This window comes from Pseudomonas sp. LRF_L74 (genome assembly GCF_965644255.1).
Lineage (GTDB): Bacteria > Pseudomonadota > Gammaproteobacteria > Pseudomonadales > Pseudomonadaceae > Aquipseudomonas.
Map to the genome: position 1 here is coordinate 428,170 of NZ_CBFFRH010000001.1, position 15,854 is coordinate 444,023.

At 65.2% G+C, this 15,854-nt stretch carries 14 protein-coding genes; 4 read left to right on the top strand and 10 right to left on the bottom strand.

Going from position 1 to position 15,854, the window contains the following annotated elements; all coding sequences use genetic code 11:
• Positions 1-60: 60 nt before the first annotated feature.
• The 5 genes from ACSZPK_RS02040 to ACSZPK_RS02060 form a co-directional block, all read right to left on the bottom strand.
• Positions 61-3,099, bottom strand: coding sequence for a sarcosine oxidase subunit alpha (locus ACSZPK_RS02040; RefSeq protein ID WP_437879725.1), 3,039 nt, complete (start codon positions 3,097-3,099; stop codon positions 61-63).
• Positions 3,096-3,419 carry a sarcosine oxidase subunit delta gene (locus tag ACSZPK_RS02045; protein WP_437879726.1) on the bottom strand — a complete coding sequence of 108 codons (324 nt, stop codon included), beginning with the start codon at positions 3,417-3,419 and terminating at the stop codon, positions 3,096-3,098. Before ACSZPK_RS02045 ends, ACSZPK_RS02040 begins: the two co-directional genes overlap by 4 nt.
• A 73-nt stretch (positions 3,420-3,492) precedes the next feature.
• Positions 3,493-4,743 (bottom strand): sarcosine oxidase subunit beta family protein, encoded by a 1,251-nt coding sequence (locus tag ACSZPK_RS02050; RefSeq protein ID WP_437879727.1) that lies wholly within the window; start codon positions 4,741-4,743, stop codon positions 3,493-3,495.
• A gap of 114 nt (positions 4,744-4,857) precedes the next feature.
• Positions 4,858-6,111, bottom strand: coding sequence for a serine hydroxymethyltransferase (glyA, locus tag ACSZPK_RS02055; RefSeq protein WP_437879728.1), 1,254 nt, complete (start codon positions 6,109-6,111; stop codon positions 4,858-4,860).
• A gap of 394 nt (positions 6,112-6,505) precedes the next feature.
• Positions 6,506-7,582 carry a DUF1615 domain-containing protein gene (locus ACSZPK_RS02060; RefSeq protein WP_437879729.1) on the bottom strand — a complete coding sequence of 359 codons (1,077 nt, stop codon included), beginning with the start codon at positions 7,580-7,582 and terminating at the stop codon, positions 6,506-6,508.
• Between the two features lie 409 nt (positions 7,583-7,991).
• Between ACSZPK_RS02060 and ACSZPK_RS02065 the strand changes: the two genes are divergently transcribed.
• From ACSZPK_RS02065 to ACSZPK_RS02080, 4 genes are all read left to right on the top strand, one after another.
• A complete protein-coding gene (locus tag ACSZPK_RS02065) occupies positions 7,992-9,113 on the top strand; it encodes a Re/Si-specific NAD(P)(+) transhydrogenase subunit alpha (RefSeq protein ID WP_437879730.1) in 1,122 nt (373 codons plus the stop codon).
• A 55-nt stretch (positions 9,114-9,168) separates the two neighbouring features.
• Entirely contained in the window at positions 9,169-9,483 is a 315-nt protein-coding gene (locus tag ACSZPK_RS02070) for an NAD(P) transhydrogenase subunit alpha (protein WP_016490057.1), read from the top strand.
• Complete coding sequence (locus ACSZPK_RS02075) at positions 9,483-10,919, top strand: NAD(P)(+) transhydrogenase (Re/Si-specific) subunit beta (RefSeq protein ID WP_437879731.1); 1,437 nt, start codon at positions 9,483-9,485, stop codon at positions 10,917-10,919. The genes ACSZPK_RS02070 and ACSZPK_RS02075 overlap by 1 nt, the downstream gene beginning before the upstream one ends.
• Positions 10,920-11,131: 212 nt before the next feature.
• On the top strand, positions 11,132-11,347 hold the full coding sequence (locus ACSZPK_RS02080; protein ID WP_437879732.1) for a DUF1127 domain-containing protein: 216 nt from the start codon (positions 11,132-11,134) through the stop codon (positions 11,345-11,347).
• A gap of 163 nt (positions 11,348-11,510) precedes the next feature.
• On the opposite strand, the gene ACSZPK_RS02085 is transcribed toward ACSZPK_RS02080, so the two are convergent.
• From ACSZPK_RS02085 to pstB, 5 genes are all read right to left on the bottom strand, one after another.
• On the bottom strand, positions 11,511-12,479 hold the full coding sequence (locus ACSZPK_RS02085) for a FecR domain-containing protein (RefSeq protein ID WP_437879733.1): 969 nt from the start codon (positions 12,477-12,479) through the stop codon (positions 11,511-11,513).
• The gene (locus tag ACSZPK_RS02090) at positions 12,476-12,982 is read right to left on the bottom strand and encodes a sigma-70 family RNA polymerase sigma factor (RefSeq protein ID WP_437879734.1); all 507 of its coding nucleotides are present in this window, start codon (positions 12,980-12,982) and stop codon (positions 12,476-12,478) included. Before ACSZPK_RS02090 ends, ACSZPK_RS02085 begins: the two co-directional genes overlap by 4 nt.
• Before the next feature lie 110 nt (positions 12,983-13,092).
• Complete coding sequence (locus ACSZPK_RS02095; RefSeq protein WP_437879735.1) at positions 13,093-14,004, bottom strand: response regulator; 912 nt, start codon at positions 14,002-14,004, stop codon at positions 13,093-13,095.
• A gap of 119 nt (positions 14,005-14,123) precedes the next feature.
• Complete coding sequence (gene phoU, locus ACSZPK_RS02100) at positions 14,124-14,852, bottom strand: phosphate signaling complex protein PhoU (RefSeq protein ID WP_437879736.1); 729 nt, start codon at positions 14,850-14,852, stop codon at positions 14,124-14,126.
• A 151-nt stretch (positions 14,853-15,003) separates the two neighbouring features.
• Complete coding sequence (gene pstB / locus ACSZPK_RS02105) at positions 15,004-15,837, bottom strand: phosphate ABC transporter ATP-binding protein PstB (RefSeq protein ID WP_437879737.1); 834 nt, start codon at positions 15,835-15,837, stop codon at positions 15,004-15,006.
• Positions 15,838-15,854 lie beyond the last annotated feature (17 nt).

Here is a 15,854-nt window from a genome sequence, read left to right on the forward strand (position 1 = left end):
CATTTATCCCCTGTCGCTGGAGCGGGCCCGGCCCGCTCCAGCAGATGCGTTAAGGCTGCCTCAAACCACGTTCTGGCGTTCGTTCTTCGGATCGTAGAACACCGAGCTGACGATCTCCGCCTCGATCAGGCGGCCATCGCGGGTCGGCGCGAAGACCTTCTGGCCCATGCGGCCGATGCCGCCATGGATCAGTGCCAGGGCAATGCCGTGGCCGAGGGTCGCGCTCATGTAGCTGGAGGTCACATGGCCTGCCGACTTGGCTGGCTTGAGGTTCGGATCGAACACCACCTGGTTGCCTTCCGGCAGCACGTCGTTGGGGTTCACCGGCTTCAGGCCGACCAGTTGCTTGCGGTTTTCCTTGAGGGTCGAGGAACGGTTCATGCCGCGCCAGCCGATCCAGGAGAACGGCTTGGTCCGGCCCACGCACCAGCCCATGTTGAGGTCGTCCGGGGTGACGGTGGAGTCGGTGTCCTGGCCAACGATGATGAAGCCCTTCTCGGCACGCAGCACGTGCATGGTCTCGGTGCCGTACGGGGTCAGGTCGTACTTCTTGCCGGCCTCGGCGATCTGCTCCAGCACACCCATGGCGTAGTCGGCCTGGATGTTCACCTCGTAGCTCAGCTCGCCGGTGAAGGAGATGCGGAACACGCGGGCCGGCACGCCGGCGACCTGGCCTTCCTTCCAGGTCATGAACGGGAACGCTTCCGGCGACAGGTCGAGGTCGGTGACTTCGGCCAGCAGCTTGCGGCTGTTCGGCCCGGACAGGGTCAGGGTCGCCCAGTGGTCGGTCACGGAAGTGAAGAACACCTTCAGTTCCGGCCATTCGGTCTGGTGGTACAGCTCCAGCCACTGCAACACGCGCGCCGCGCCGCCGGTGGTGGTGGTCATGACGAAGTGGTTGTCGGCCAGGCAGGCCGTCACGCCGTCGTCGAAGACCATGCCGTCTTCTTTACACATCAGGCCGTAGCGGGCCTTGCCCACGTCCAGCTTGGTCCAGGCGTTGGTGTACACGCGGTTGAGGAACTCGCGGGCATCCGGGCCCTGGATGTCGATCTTGCCCAGGGTCGAGGCGTCGAGCAGGCCGACGCTGGCGCGCACCGCCTTGCACTCGCGAGCGACCGCGGCATGCAGGTCCTCGGAGCCACGCGGGAAGTACCACGGACGCTTCCACTGGCCGACGTCTTCGAACTTGGCGCCTTGCTTGACGTGCCAGGCTTGCAGCGCGGTGTAGCGCTTGGGCTCGAACAGCGCGCCGGCGTGGCGGCCGACGATGGCCCCGAAGGACACCGGGGTGTAGTTCGGGCGGAACATGGTGGTGCCCATCTGCGGAATGCTCACGCCGAGGGCGCGCGCCGCGATGGCCAGGCCGTTGATGTTGCCCAGCTTGCCCTGGTCGGTGCCGAAGCCCAGCGCGGTATAGCGCTTGACGTGCTCGACCGACTCGAAGCCTTCACGCACGGCCAGTTCGATACCGGCGGTGGTGACGTCGTTCTGCAGGTCGACGAATTGCTTCGGCGCCCGCGACGTCGGCTTGTCGTGTGGCACCTGGAACAGCGCGATGGACGCCTCTTCCACGCGCTTGTCGGCACGCGGCAGCTCGCCGGTGACCGAGTCGAAGCCCGCTTCGGCAGCGGCCTTGGCACCGCCTTCGAAACCGTCGGCCAGCACGTCACCCAGCTTGAACACACCATTGACCGCACCGGCGCTGACACGGGCTTGCAGGCCCAGGCCGTCGCCCGGCACGAAGCCAATGACGTCGTCGCGCCAAACAGGACGACCGCCCAGGTGCGACGCCAGGTGAACCACCGGGCTGTAGCCGCCGGAGCTGGCGACCAGGTCGCACTCCAGCCACTCGCCTGGGCTGGTGACCTTGAACGAATGCGGGTCGATGGCGGCAACGCGGGCCGACTCGACGCGCTTGCTGCCTTTGACGTCGATGACTGAGCTGCTGGTGAGAATCCGCACGCCACGCGAGCGCGCTTCCTCGACCCAACTGCCGCGCGGGTTGCTGCGTGCATCGGCGATGGCGACCACCTTGAGGCCGGCGTCCAGCCAGTCCAGGGCCGTCTTGTAGGCGTAGTCGTTGGTGGTGGCCAGGATCAGCTTCTTGCCCGGCGCCACGCCATAACGGCGGACATAGGTGGAAACCGCGCCGGCGAGCATGTTGCCCGGCACGTCGTTGTTGGCGTAGACCAGCGGACGCTCGTGGGCGCCGGTGGCCAGGACCACGCGCTTGGCGTGTACGCGGTGCAGGCGCTGACGGGCCGGGCGATAAGCCAGGGCACCGATGGGCGCGACTTCACCAAGGTGGTCGGTGCAACGCTCGTGGATGGTCAGGAAGTTGTGGTCGTGGTAGCCGTTGACGGTGGCACGCGGCAGCAGCACGACTTCCGGGAAGGTCTTCAGCTCGGCGACGACCTTGGCGGCCCAATCGGCAGCCGGCTGGCCGTCGAGTTGCTCGCGGGTGTCCAGCAGGCTGCCACCGAACTCTTCCTGCTCGTCGGCGAGGATCACCCGGGCGCCGCTGCGCGCAGCGGCCAGGGCGGCGGCCAGGCCGGCAGGGCCGGCACCGACCACCAGCACGTCGCAGTGACGGCTGACGTGGTCGTAGATATCCGGATCGTTCTCGGTCGGCGCACGGCCCAGGCCAGCGGCTTTACGAATGTACTTCTCGTAGGTCAGCCACATGTTCTGCGGGTACATGAAGGTCTTGTAGTAGAAACCGGGCGGCATCATCTTGCCGCCGACCTTGCCGAGAATGCCCATGACGTCGGTGTTGACGCTCGGCCAGCCGTTGGTGCTGCTGGCGACCAGGCCGTTGAACAGCGCCTGCTGGGTGGCGCGGATGTTCGGCACCTGGGCGGACTCGTTGGAGCCGAGCTGGAGGATGGCGTTCGGCTCTTCGGCGCCGGCGGCGACGATGCCGCGCGGACGTGAGTACTTGAAGCTGCGGCCGACCACGTCGACGCCGTTGGCCAGCAGCGCGGCGGCCAGGCTGTCGCCGGCAAAACCGCTGTAGGTCTGGCCGTTGAAGGTGAAGGTCAGCGATTTGCTGCGGTCGATGCGACCGCCGTTGGCGAGGCGATTGATCTGGCTCATGCCGTGGCTCCTTGGGCGGGCGCTGCGGGCTCGCCGACTGCTTCGGTCACGCTGGGTTTCTCGCCGATCTTGTAGGTCTCGAGAATCTGGTAGCTGACGGTGTGACGGGTGGCGTTGAAATACTTGCGGCAGCCGGCGGCGTGCAGCCACAGCTCGTGGCGCAGGCCACGCGGGTTATCGCGGAACCACATGTACTCGCCCCATTCGGCATCGCTGCAGGCGGCCGGGTCCAGCGGACGGGCGATGTGCGCCTGACCGGCGTGGGCGAATTCCTCTTCGGCGCGATGTTCGCCGCAGTGCGGACAGAAGATGTGCAGCATGGTCTTGTCTCCGTGGAGAATCTGTTGCCGCAGGGGCTGGCCTTGGCCGGCGCGCCCTGCATGAGTTCGTCGGTCAGTGCGCTACCGCGGCGGCGCCGTGTTCGTCCACCAGTTCGCCGGTATGGAAGCGCTCGATGGAGAACGGTGCGGCCAGCGGATGCGGCTCGCCCTTGGCCAGGGTCGCGGCGAACACGTTGCCCGAGCCCGGCGTGGCCTTGAAGCCGCCGGTGCCCCAGCCGCAGTTGATGAACAGGTTCTGCACCGGGGTCTTGCCGATGATCGGGCAGGCGTCCGGCGTGGTGTCGACGATGCCGCCCCACTGACGGTTCATGCGCACCCGCGACAGCACCGGGAACATCTCGACGATGGCCTGCACCGTGTGCTCGATGATCGGGAAGGAACCGCGCTGGCCGTAGCCGACCCAGCCGTCGATACCGGCGCCGATGACCAGGTCGCCCTTGTCCGACTGGCTGATGTAGCCATGCACGGCGTTGGACATGATCACGCTGTCGATGATCGGCTTGATCGGCTCGGACACCAGGGCTTGCAGCGGGTGGGATTCGACCGGCAGGCGGAAGCCGGCCTTGGCCGCCAGCGGCCCGGTGCTACCGGCCACGACCATGCCGACGCGCTTGGCGCCGATGAAGCCCTTGTTGGTTTCCACGCCGATGACCGCGCCGTTCTGCTTGCGAAAGCCGGTGACCTCGGTCTGCTGGATCAGGTCCACGCCCAGGGCGTCGGCGGCACGCGCAAAGCCCCAGGCCACGGCGTCGTGGCGGGCGTTGCCGGCACGCCGCTGGACCGAAGCGCCGAGTACCGGGTAACGGGTGTTGGCGCTGCAGTCCAGGTAGGGAATCTCGCTCTCGACCTGCTTGGTGTCGAGCATCTCGTTGGCAATCCCGTTGAGCAGGTTGGCGGTCACCAGGCGCTCGGCGTCGCGCAGGTCCTGCAGGGTGTGGCACAGGTGGTAGCAACCACGCTGGGAGAACATGACGTTGTAGTTGAGGTCCTGGGACAGGCCTTCCCACAGCTTCAGCGCGTGTTCGTAGAGGGCCGAGGAATCGTCCAGCAGGTAGTTGGAACGGACGATGGTGGTGTTGCGCGCGGTGTTGCCGCCGCCCAGCCAGCCCTTCTCGATCACGGCGATGTTCTTGACCCCGTGCTCCTTGGCCAGGTAATAGGCCGTCGCCAGCCCGTGGCCGCCACCGCCGACGATGACCACGTCGTATACCGGCTTGGGCGTCGGGTTGCGCCACATGCGCTGCCAGTTCTCGTGATGACTGAAGGAATGCTTGAACAGGCCGAAGCCGGAATAGCGTTGCATGTGTGCTGGCTCCTAAAACGAGTTCCCCTCACTCGCGAGTGAGGGGGCTTGGTGAGCCATGCGCTGCCGGCTCACCGTTCTATCGGTGGAAGCGTCTTCCACCCTACGCGGTGATTAGCGGTACACAGGGTAGTCGGCGCAGAGCCCGGCTACCTGGCGTGCCACCTGGGCCTCGACATCGGCATCGCCGAGGTGGTCGAGGATGTCGCAGATCCAGCCGGCCAGATCGCTGCTTTGCTGTTCTTTCAGGCCGCGCGTGGTGATCGCCGGGGTGCCGATGCGGATGCCCGAGGTGACGAACGGCGACTGCGGGTCGTTCGGTACGGCGTTCTTGTTCACGGTGATGCCGGCGCGGCCGAGGGCGGCGTCGGCATCCTTGCCGGTCAGGCCCTGCTTGATCAGCGAGAGCAGGAACAGGTGGTTGTCGGTGCCGCCGGAAACCACGTCGTAGCCACGCTCGATGAACACCTTGGCCATGGCCTGGGCGTTCTTGATCACTTGTGCCTGGTAATCCTTGAAGCCTGGCTCCAGCGCTTCCTTGAAGCACACCGCCTTGGCCGCGATGACGTGCATCAGCGGGCCGCCCTGGGCGCCCGGGAAGACCGCGGAGTTGAGTTTCTTCTCCAGCTCTTCGTTCTTGCGCGCGAGGATCAGGCCACCACGCGGGCCGCGCAGGGTCTTGTGGGTGGTGGTGGTGACCACGTCGGCGAACGGAATCGGGTTCGGGTACAGGCCAGCGGCGACCAGGCCGGCGACGTGGGCCATGTCGACGAACAGGTAGGCGCCGACCTTATCGGCGATTTCGCGGAAACGAGCGAAATCCAGGTGCTTGGAGTAAGCGGAGAAGCCCGCCACGATCACCTTCGGCTTGTGCTCGACGGCCAGGCGCTCGATCTCGTCGTAGTCGATCAGCCCGGTCTGCGGGTTCAGGCCGTACTGCACGGCGTTGTACAGCTTGCCAGAGGAGCTGACCTTGGCGCCGTGGGTCAGGTGGCCGCCGTGGGCCAGGCTCATGCCGAGAATGGTGTCGCCGGCGTTGATCAGGGCGAGGTAGACGGCGGCGTTGGCCTGGGAACCGGAGTGCGGCTGGACGTTGGCGTAGTCGGCGCCGAACAGTTGCTTGGCGCGCTCGATGGCCAGCGCCTCGACCTTGTCGACGTACTCGCAGCCACCGTAGTAGCGCTTGCCCGGATAGCCTTCGGCGTACTTGTTGGTCAGGTCGCTGCCCTGGGCCTCCATGACACGCTTGCTGGTGTAGTTTTCCGAGGCGATCAGCTCGATATGGTGCTCCTGGCGACGGCTTTCCTCGCCCATCGCTGCGAACAGTGCGTCGTCATAACCCTGGATCTGGTCTTGCTTGCTGAACATCTCGGTATCCCTCTGGCGCTGCCATGCAGGCGATTCTTGTTAGGGCTCCTGGAATCCGTTCGAAGTCTCGCGGGCTTGGCGCCAGGCATGGCCGACGCACGGCAGACTTTGAGCGGGTTCTTGACCCGTTGGCAGCGATGGTAGGGGCGCCCCCTGATGGCCGGATGCCTATGCACGCCACGGCACAGCGTGTTTGCGACATTGCTCTGTCGCAATCGGAAGGCGCTCGTTGGCTCCCCGCCTTCGCGGGAATGACGGTTGCTGCCAGATCACACACCAGGACGCCTTGGCAGGGTCAGTTACCGTCGCTCCCGCGCAGGCGGGAGCCCAGATGACTCATGTGCTCAGGACTCCCACCTTCATGGACATGCTTCATTGCCGAAGCGCTCAACCGCTACCTGGCCATGCACCGTTTCCAGCGTTCGTCGACGCGCTGGGCGAACCAGGCGGTGGTGAGGTTGCGGGTGATCTTCGGGCTCTGCAGGGTGATGCCCGGCAGGATCGCCCTCGGCAGCGACTTGCCGGCCTGGCGCTCGGCCAGGGCGAACACCTGTTCGTACAGGTCGCTGTCGGCAAACGCGGCGCCGTCGCCCTTGAGCAAGTCGCGACGAATCGCCGATTCGCTCATGCCCAGCCGTCCGCCCAGCGACCTCACGGCCTTTTCGGTCTGGCCGAGCGCATTGGAACCATGGATGACCAGGTCGCCGTCCAGCGCCAGCTTCACCCCCGACAGGCGGCTGAGCGCCGCCTGGAACGCCGCGTTGCGGCTGGCGTACCAGCCGGCATTGAAGTCGGCGAAGCGGTACAGCGGCCGTGGATAATCCGCTGGATAGCCCAGCAGGTGGGCGATGCCGAAGTACATGCCGCCGCGCCGGGTGAACACTTCATGGCGAATCGAGCCCTCGACCGGATAGGGGTAATCCTGGGCATGGGCGGCGGCGAACTCGATGCTCACCTGCATCGGTCCAGCGGTATGCACCGGGTTGAACCCGGCGAACAGCCGCGCGCCAAGCGGCACCATGCCAATGAAGTCATCGAAGATCGCGCTCAACTGTTTTTCCGTGCGCACTGCCGCCAGGCGCTCGGCGTAGCTCTTGCCGGTTGGCGACTTCAGGCCCAGCGCGGCATCGACGAGAAAGCCCGGCACATGCACGGCGGCGGCGCGGCGGTCGATTTCCTTGCGCGCGATCTTGCCCAGGCCAGGCACGGCAGGATCGACCTGATAGGTCGACTCCTGCTCGGTCACCGCCAGTGTCGCGCACAGGTTTTCCCGTGTCGGTGCGAGCGACTGAGCGCTGAAAGCGGCCTGGATATCATCGGCCCAGCCTTGGCGATCGACCACCGACGCGGGGATCAGTCGCAGCAGCTCAGCCCGCACCTGCCGGGGGTCGCGCGCCTCGTTCCGCGAACCTTGGCCGGCACAACCGGCGAGCATAACGAAGAGGGCGAGCAGGGCTAGCAGACGGGTCATGGGCGAGGTCCGGAAAGGCTTGGCTGGTTCGGCAACGCGGCAGCGAATTGGTTTGCCTGGGCACAGGAAAAATTAATGTAGTGGAATAAAAACATAACTACAAACAATCAAAAAAACGCTTCGGGAAAATTTCCCAAAAACGATGTAAATCAAAAATCGGACATTTCGTTTTGTATTTCCTCTAAAAACCGCGCCATGCCTGGACCCTTACAGTATGAAAAACAGTAATGAATCCATTCCCTGTAGTAATAGTAAATTTTTACTCCATAACTTATTGAATGGGTCTGCCTGATTTCTGCACAATGCGCGGCCCGACCTCGGATCGGGATGGATGTGCTGATTTGCCCTTCACCCGCGTGCCAATGCAGTGCGCTGGTTACTACAGAAAGATCACGCAGGAGAACGACACGTGCACATGGGTGTTCCGTTAGAAAGCCATGCAGGCGAGACGCGCGTAGCCGCCACGCCGGAAACCATCAAGAAGCTGATCGGCCAGGGCCACACGGTCACGGTGCAGAGCGGCGCTGGCATCGCTGCCAGCATTCCCGACAGTGCCTATGAAGCCGCTGGCGCGAGCATTGGCGACAGTGCCGGCGCATTCGGCGCCGAACTGGTGCTCAAGGTGGTCGCGCCCAGCGATGCCGAACTGGCACTGATCAAGGCCGGCGCCGTGCTGGTCGGCATGCTCAACCCGTTCAGCAACGAGACCATCGCCCGCCTCAACGGCGCCGGCGTCACCGCCTTCGCCCTGGAGGCCGCGCCGCGTACATCCCGCGCGCAGAGCCTGGACGTCTTGAGCTCCCAGGCCAACATCGCCGGCTACAAGGCGGTGATGCTGGCGGCCAACCACTACCCACGCTTCATGCCCATGCTGATGACCGCCGCCGGCACCGTGAAAGCCGCCCGCGTGCTGATCCTCGGTGCCGGCGTCGCCGGCCTGCAGGCCATCGCCACGGCCAAGCGCCTGGGCGCGGTGATCGAGGCCTCGGACGTACGCCCGGCGGTGAAGGAGCAGATCGAGTCCCTCGGCGCCAAGTTCGTCGACGTGCCGTTCGAGACCGACGAGGAACGCGAATGCGCCGAGGGCGTCGGCGGCTATGCGCGGCCGATGCCCGCGTCGTGGATGGAGCGCCAGGCCAAGGCCGTGCACGAACGGGCCAAGCAGGCCGACATCGTCATCACCACCGCCCTGATTCCCGGCCGCAAGGCACCCACGCTGCTGCACGAGGCCACCGTCGCCGAGATGAAACCCGGCTCGGTGGTCATCGACCTGGCGGCGATCCAGGGCGGCAACTGCCCGCTGACCGAGCTGGACCAGGTGGTGGTCAAGCACGGCGTGACCCTGGTCGGCCATGGCAACCTGCCGGCCTTGGCCGCTGCCGACGCCTCGGCCCTGTATGCGCGCAACCTGCTCGATTTCCTCAAGCTGGTGATCGACAAGGACGGCGCCTTCCACCTCGACCTGGAAGACGACATCGTCGCCGCCTGCCTGATGTGCAAGGGCGGCGAGATCGTGCGCGTCAACAAGTGATGGCCTCCTTCTCCCAGGCGGAGAGGGGAAAACAATCTAGAAAAGGATCACCCCGATGGATCTGATTTCCGACGGCATCTACAACCTGATCATCTTCGTGCTGGCCATCTACGTCGGCTACCACGTGGTCTGGAACGTCACCCCGGCCCTGCATACCCCGCTGATGGCCGTGACCAACGCCATTTCCGCCATCGTCATCGTCGGCGCCATGCTCGCCGCCGCGCTGACCGTCACCCCGCTGGGCAAGGCCATGGGCACCCTGGCCGTGGCCCTGGCCGCAGTCAACGTGTTCGGTGGCTTCCTGGTCACCCGGCGCATGCTGGAAATGTTCAAGAAGAAGGCGCCCAAGGCGCAGGCGGAGAAGCACTGATGAGCATGAACCTGATCACCCTTCTCTATCTTGTCGCCTCGGTGTGTTTCATCCAGGCCCTCAAGGGCCTGTCGCACCCGACCACCTCACGTCGCGGCAACGCCTTCGGCATGATCGGCATGACCATCGCCGTGCTCACCACCGTCGGCCTGATCTACAAGCTCGGCAGCGAACTGGCGGTGCAAGGCATCGGCTACGTGATCGTCGGCCTGCTGGTCGGCGGCAGCGCCGGCTCGATCATGGCCAAGCGCGTCGAGATGACCAAGATGCCCGAGCTGGTCGCCTTCATGCACAGCATGATCGGCCTGGCCGCGGTGTTCATCGCCATCGCCGCGGTGGTCGAGCCGCAGTCGCTGGGCATCGTCGCCAGCCTCGGCGACTCGATTCCTGCCGGCAATCGCCTGGAGCTGTTCCTCGGCGCGGCCATCGGCGCGATCACCTTCTCCGGTTCGGTGATCGCCTTTGGCAAGCTGTCGGGAAAATACAAGTTCCGCCTGTTCCAGGGCGCGCCGGTGCAGTTCGCCGGCCAACACCTGTTCAACCTGCTGATTGGCCTGGCCATCCTCGGCCTGGGCCTGTACTTCACCTTCACCGGCAACCTCACCGCGTTCGCCGTGCTGGTGGCGCTGGCCTTCGTCATCGGCGTGCTGATCATCATCCCCATCGGCGGCGCCGACATGCCGGTGGTGGTATCGATGCTCAACAGCTACTCGGGCTGGGCGGCGGCCGGCATTGGCTTCTCGCTGAACAACTCGATGCTGATCATCGCCGGTTCGCTGGTCGGTTCGAGCGGCGCGATCCTCTCCTACATCATGTGCAAGGCGATGAACCGCTCGTTCTTCAACGTCATCCTCGGCGGCTTCGGCGGCGCGACAGACACCGGCCCGAGCGGCGGCAGCCAGGAGCAGCGCCCGGTCAAGTCCGGTTCGCCGGATGACGCGGCCTTCCTGCTCGGCAACGCCGACAGCGTGATCATCGTGCCCGGCTACGGCCTGGCGGTGGCCCGCGCCCAGCACGCGCTGATGGAACTGGCGGAGAAGCTGACCCATCGCGGCGTGACCGTGAAGTACGCCATCCACCCGGTGGCCGGGCGCATGCCGGGGCACATGAACGTGCTGCTGGCCGAGGCCGAGGTGCCCTACGAGCAAGTGTTCGAGATGGAGGACATCAACGCCGAGTTCGGCCAGGCCGACGTGGTGCTGGTGCTCGGCGCCAACGACGTGGTCAACCCGGCGGCGAAGAACGATCCCAAGTCGCCCATCGCCGGCATGCCGATCCTCGAAGCGTTCAAGGCCAAGACCATCATCGTCAACAAGCGCTCGATGGCCAGCGGCTATGCCGGCCTGGACAACGAACTGTTCTACCTGGACAAGACCATGATGGTGTTCGGCGACGCCAAGAAGGTCATCGAGGACATGCTCAAGGCCGTCGACTGATCGCCTCATCCTCGAACAGCCCGGCCTCGCGCCGGGCTTTTTCATTGTGGGCTGAACAATTGCACGCGCCAGACAGTGGAACAGTTGCGAAAACGGCGCGATTGAGCCGGCACAATCCTACTTCGCTGTGACTGACCCTTCGCCCGCGAAAAGCAGACCATGAGCGGCCTAATCAGCCACCGATGCCGCCAGCGAGCGGCAAGGACCGTGTCATGGAACGCACCTTCGCACCTGCCCGCAACGCCTCGACCCAGACCCCCTTCAAAGCGTCCCGCCCACTACGCCTGTTCGCCCTGCTGCTGACCTGGCACCAGCGCGCCCGCACGCGCCGGCAGTTGGCCGAACTCAGCGAACAGCACCTGGCCGACGTCGGCATCAGCCTGGCGGATCGGCATACCGAGCTGGACAAGCCGTTCTGGCGGGAGTGAGGCAGGAGCGGACGTCATTACTCGGTGTGTTTCGCCGTCACTCCCGCGCAGGCGGGAGCCCAAAAAAAGCGCTTTTGGATTCCCGCCTGCGCGGGCATGACGGTGAACGTAAGTGTCCGCTCCTGCCTCAAAGCTGCCCCCAGACTGCGGTTCGCCCCAGCCACTAAACGCTGACTCGCAACCAATACCGCGTCAGGTAGTTCAGGCGCAGGCCATGGGCCTGGGCCAGGAAGTCGAGGGTGGCGTCGATGTCCGTGAGATTGAAATTGCCGCTGATGGGGCGGGTGGATATCTGCGGATCGCAGCCAATGTGGCCGTGCCGGTAGCGCCCCAGCTCGGCGAGCACCTCGGCCAGCGGCATGTCGCGGGCGACCAGCAGGCCGTCGCGCCAGGCCGCGACCTCCTGTGGCGTAGCCGTGCCTCGCGTCGCCTCGCGGGCTGACAGCGACCAGCTTTCTCCCGCCTGGGCGACCCTCGCCGTGCCGTCACGCGGCGTCAGGCGCACCGCGCCTTCGCTGACACCCAGGCGACAACCGTGCTGATCGAGACGCACGCTGAAGCGGGTGCCCAGCGCCTCGAACAGGCCGAACGCGGTAGCCACCCGCAACGGGCGCTTGCCGGGACTGCCAGCATCGGCGCCGCTGATCAGGTGCAGTTCGCCACGCAGCAGCTCGACTTCGCGTTGCGACTCATCGAAGCGCAGGACGACGGCACTGTCGGTGTTCAGGTCGAGCACACTGCCGTCGATCAGGGTCCAGCGGCCGCGCTCGCCAACCTGGGTGCTGTGGTCGGCCAGCAGTCGCTGCCAGGGCGTCACTTCACGGGCCCCCATGCCGCCCACACCGACAGCGGCGAACAGGCTCAGCAGCTTGATCATCTGGCGCCGGCGCAAGCGCGCCTCCGGGAGTTTCTCCAGGGTCTGCAAGGCCAGCTCGGCGGGCATGCCGGCGAAGCGCCCACCCAGGCTCTGCACCCGCTCCCAGGCCTGGCGGTGCTGCTCGTGGCTGGCCAGCCAGGCGTCGAAGGCGGTCATGGTCGAGGCATCGGCCCTGTTGTAGGTGAGCTTGATCGACCAGTCGATGGCCTGGTCGACCACCTCCGCCGGCAGGCTCGGCAACGCGATGCCAGTCACGCTGGCGACTCGAAGGTCAGCCGATAGCAGTGGCGCAGCGCCTTGGCGATATGGCGCTCGACCGTGGACAGGGACACTCCCAGGCGCTCGGCGATCTTCGGGCAGGTCATGCCCTCCAGTTGGGCGAGCAGGAAGGCCTCGCGCACCGCCGCCGGCAACTCGTCGAGCAGGCGGTCGATGGCCATCAGCGACTCGATCACCAGCAGGCCGGTCTCCGGCGATGGCGCCTCCGCCTCCGGCAACCGGGCAATGGTTTCCAGCCAGGCACGTTCGATGTCGCGACGACGCCAGAGGTCGATCACCAGCCCACGCGCCACGGTACGCAGGTAGGCGCGTGGCTCGACCAGCGCCTCGACGCGGCGCTGCAAAAGACGCACGAAGGTGTCCTGGGCCAGGTCGGCGGCATCGGCCGAGTTGTTCAACCGGGCCTGCAGCCAGCCCTGCAGCCAGCGGTGATGCTCGACGTACAACCTGCCGATTGCAGGGTCGGAAGAGGAGGACATGCGCAATCCTTGCCGATGCGGCGACCGATCAAATGATAAGAAGTCGCATTATCGACATATTGCGCAACGGTGCAATGGAGGCGTTCGGCTGATAGCGCTTTAGGCGTGGTTCAGGCACCGGGCGAGAAATGCTTTTGCGCGGTGCCACGGGCGATCAGGCGCGACAGGTAGTCGAGCTTCTGCGGATCGCGGTCGACGAATTTGAAGGTCAGTTGCAGCCACTCGGCATCCGGCTTCGGCTCGAAGGCCGCAACCGCATGCAGGTAGCCGTTGAGCCGGGCGGTTTCCGAGGCCTCGCCCTGTTCCAGGTCGAGCACCGCGCTTTCCAGCACTTGGGGCACCAGCTCGCCACGCTTGACCACCAGCAAGGCCTCCTTGAGGCTCAGGGCCTTGATCACGCAGGCCATGGCGCCGCCGGGCAAGCGCAGTTGCCCTTGACCACGACCGCTGCCGGGGTTGGCCGCAGCAGCCGACTTCTCGCTCGTCGGAGCAGGCGCGTGCGCCGGACGAGCCGCGGCAGCCGGGGCAGAGGGCTTGATGACCTCGGCCTTGCCGCCGGTCAGGGCCGCCAGCGAGTCGTTGGCGAAGGCGCCGCTGCTGAGCATTTTCGGCGCGGCGGCTGCGGTCAGTTGCGCCAGCTTGCCGGAGCGATGCAGGGCTTTCTTGACCTTGGTGACCAGTTGATCGTTGGAGAATGGCTTGCCGATATAGTCGGAAACCCCGGCCTGGATGGCCTGCACCACGTTTTCCTTGTCGCCACGGCTGGTCACCATGATGAACGGGGTGGTCTTCAGGTTGTCCTGCTCGCGGCACCAGCTGAGCAGCTCGAGACCGGACATTTCCGGCATTTCCCAGTCGCACAGGATCAGGTCGGCCGGCTGGCGCATCAGCAACTGCTGGGCCTTGCGTCCATTGATCGCTTCCTCGATCTGAATCCCCGGAAAATTGTCACGCAGCCCTTTTTTAACCAGATCCCGGATGAAGGTTGCGTCATCCACCACCAGCACACTGACTTTGCTCATCGACCGCTCCTGCACGAATGCCGACTAGCATAGCCGCAATCAAAGCGACGATAACAGCGCTGGCAAGCGTGAGGCTGGAGCGAGGCAATTGCGCAAGCGCCCAGCCCCCTTGCCGGCGCTTATTCCTTGGCGCCGCCCTGCACTTCTTCCGTCATCCGCGCCAGGCCTATGTGCCGGACATCGGTGCCGCGCACCAGGTAGATCACCAGCTCGGCGATGTTGCGCGCGTGGTCGCCGATGCGCTCCAGCGAACGCAGGACCCAGATGATGCTCAGCACGCGGGTAATCGAGCGCGGGTCTTCCATCATGTAGGTGACCAGCTCGCGCAGGGCGGTCTTGTATTCGCGGTCGACGGTCTTGTCGTACTGGGCCACGGCCAGGGCCAGGTCGGCGTCGAAACGGGCGAAGGCGTCCAGCGCCTCCTGGACCATTTTTCGTACCTGGTCGCCGATGTGGCGAACTTCGACATAGCCGCGCGGGGCGGTGCCGTCTTCGCACAATTCGATGGCGCGCTTGGCGATCTTGGTCGACTCGTCGCCGATGCGCTCCAGGTCGATCACCGACTTGGAGATGCTGATGATCAGGCGCAGATCGGAAGCGGCCGGCTGGCGACGGGCGAGAATGCGCACGCATTCCTCGTCGATGTTGCGCTCCATCTGGTTGATCTGGTCATCGATGTCGCGCACCTGCTGGGCCAGGCCGGAATCGGCGTCCATCAGCGCGGTGACCGCATCGTTGACCTGCTTCTCGACCAGGCCGCCCATCGCCAGGAGGTGACTGCGCACTTCCTCCAGCTCGGCGTTGAACTGCTGGGAGATGTGATGAGTGAGGCTGTCTTTGTTGATCATGGTCGAGCCCTTGCGAAGCGAATTAGGTTTTGAAGTTGATCGTTCTGGCCTTTGGGAAACCGCGCTGGGCTAGGAGGCGCCGCGCAGACAGTACAACAAGTACGGCAAGCGGCGCCGACAACGCCCAGCGCGATTTCACATGGCCAGAGGGCTAGCCGTAGCGACCGGTGATGTAGTCCTCGGTCTGCTTCTTGGCCGGGTTGGTGAACAGCGTGTCGGTATCACCGAACTCGATCAGCTTGCCCATGTACATGAACGCGGTGTAGTCGGAGACGCGCGCCGCCTGCTGCATGTTGTGGGTGACGATGACGATGGTGTACTTGCTCTTCAGCTCGTAGATCAGCTCTTCGACCTTGAGCGTGGAGATCGGGTCGAGGGCCGAGCAGGGCTCGTCGAGCAGCAGCACTTCCGGCTGCACGGCCACGGTGCGGGCGATCACCAGGCGCTGCTGCTGACCACCGGAGAGGCCGAGGGCGGAGTCGTGCAGGCGGTCTTTGACCTCATCCCACAGGGCGGCGCTCTTCAGCGCCCACTCGACGGTCTCGTCGAGCACGCGCTTCTGGTTCACGCCCTGGATGCGCAGGCCGTAGACCACGTTCTCGTAGATGCTCTTGGGGAACGGGTTGGGCTTCTGGAACACCATGCCGACACGGCGGCGCAGCTCGGCGACTTCCACGCCCTTGCGGTAGATGTCGTCGCCGTCGAGCAGGATCTGGCCGTCCACGCGACAACCGTCGACCAGGTCGTTCATGCGGTTGAAGGTGCGTAGCAGGGTCGACTTGCCGCAGCCGGACGGGCCGATGAAGGCGGTCACGCGCTGCTTGGGGATGTTCATCGTAACGTCGAACAGCGCCTGCTTCTCGCCGTAGTACAGGTTCAGGCCGGGCACCTGCAGCGCAACGGTTTCGTGCGCCAGGTTCAGGCCCTGCTTCTCGCGGCCCAGGGCAGCGAAGTCGATGCCGTGGGTAGGGGTTTCGTGTTGCATATGCTCACTCCGTTCGC